This is a genomic window from Nitrososphaera sp. AFS (assembly GCF_009898475.1).
Taxonomy (GTDB): Archaea; Thermoproteota; Nitrososphaeria; order Nitrososphaerales; family Nitrososphaeraceae; genus Nitrosopolaris.
Genome location: NZ_QURE01000153.1, coordinates 2,192 through 3,426 on the forward strand (window position 1 = coordinate 2,192; position 1,235 = coordinate 3,426).

Annotated in this window: 1 protein-coding gene; it reads left to right on the forward strand. The window is 40.4% G+C overall.

Annotation, left to right across the window (positions count from 1 at the left end; genetic code table 11):
- A partial coding sequence (locus tag DYY65_RS12045) for a transcription initiation factor IIB (protein WP_370519365.1) occupies positions 1–851 on the forward strand: 851 nt, incomplete at its 5' end.
- Positions 852–1,235 lie beyond the last annotated feature (384 nt).

The window sequence follows — 1,235 nt, forward strand, 5'->3', positions numbered from 1 at the left end:
CCGGGGATATTGTTTGCACCAAATGCGGTATGGTGATTCCAGACAATCTGCTAGAAATGAAAGCTGAATGGAATGGTGCAGTTGCCTTAAATGAGTCTGAAATTAAAGCTAGAACTGGACTCCAACAATCATCCCTTGCTAGTCATGATATGGGACTATCCACAGTTATCGGGAAAGAAAACATAGATGCTAGCAAGAAAAAAATTGAGCCTTCTATTCTTTCTTCAATGCAACGATTGAGAATTTGGGACTTTAGAACGCAGGTTCAAAGTAGCAGTGATAAATCTCTTAGAATTGCATTTAGCGAACTAGGTAGATTAAAGGATAAACTTGGTTTATCCGAGGCAATTGTTGAGAAGGCTGCGTATATTTTTAGGAAAGCCCATCAGAAAGGAAAACTGCGTGGTAGATCCATACCTGCAGTCATGGCGGCTTCCATATATATTGCATGCAGACAAATGGAAGCATCAAGAACGCTAGACGATATTGCCGCTATTAGTAATGTCAAACGAAAAGCTATCGCCAAATATCATAGAGAGTTAGTACTTGAATTTCAAATTGAACTTCCGGAGATCGATAGTGCAAAATGCATTTCAAGAGTTGCAAACAATGCAAACATAACTGAGAAAACAAAGCATCATGCTATCAACCTCATGAATCTCGTTATTAAACAAGGCATATCTGCAGGAAAGGATCCAATGGGACTTGCAGCCGCTGTCCTCTATACATCATGTGTAAAGACTGGTGAAGAAAAGAGCCAAATGGACCTTGCCAATGCAGCGCAGACAGCAGATGCGACGGTTAGAAACAGAGTCAAAGATCTAAAGAAGCGTCTTGAATTGAATAAATGAGCATTTTGAGATAAATCTTGTTCAAAAGCCTGAAAGTGGTCCTCAACAGCAGGTAATGCAAGAATTTTTTACTACCTACAATAACACTAGCGTGATCTGTTGGCCGTAGTCATTCGATGGATGTCATAGGATGAATAATTATTTTCCTGGCTAACAGTGGAAGCTAGGTAGACTTTCTTTTCGTTAACGCTCATATGAGTTCACCTGATTTAGGTCAGCAAGTATTTCTGTCGCTGTAGGTGGCCTACGGACCGCTATAATATTATTGTCATAACACCAATTAACACCGTTTATGCTCAACTCACGTGCGTTCTCATGTTTCGAAAGTCGGCCTGTAAAGACGAATCCTTTAGTCGTCTGCTTTGGAGCTGCATCTTGTGTTTG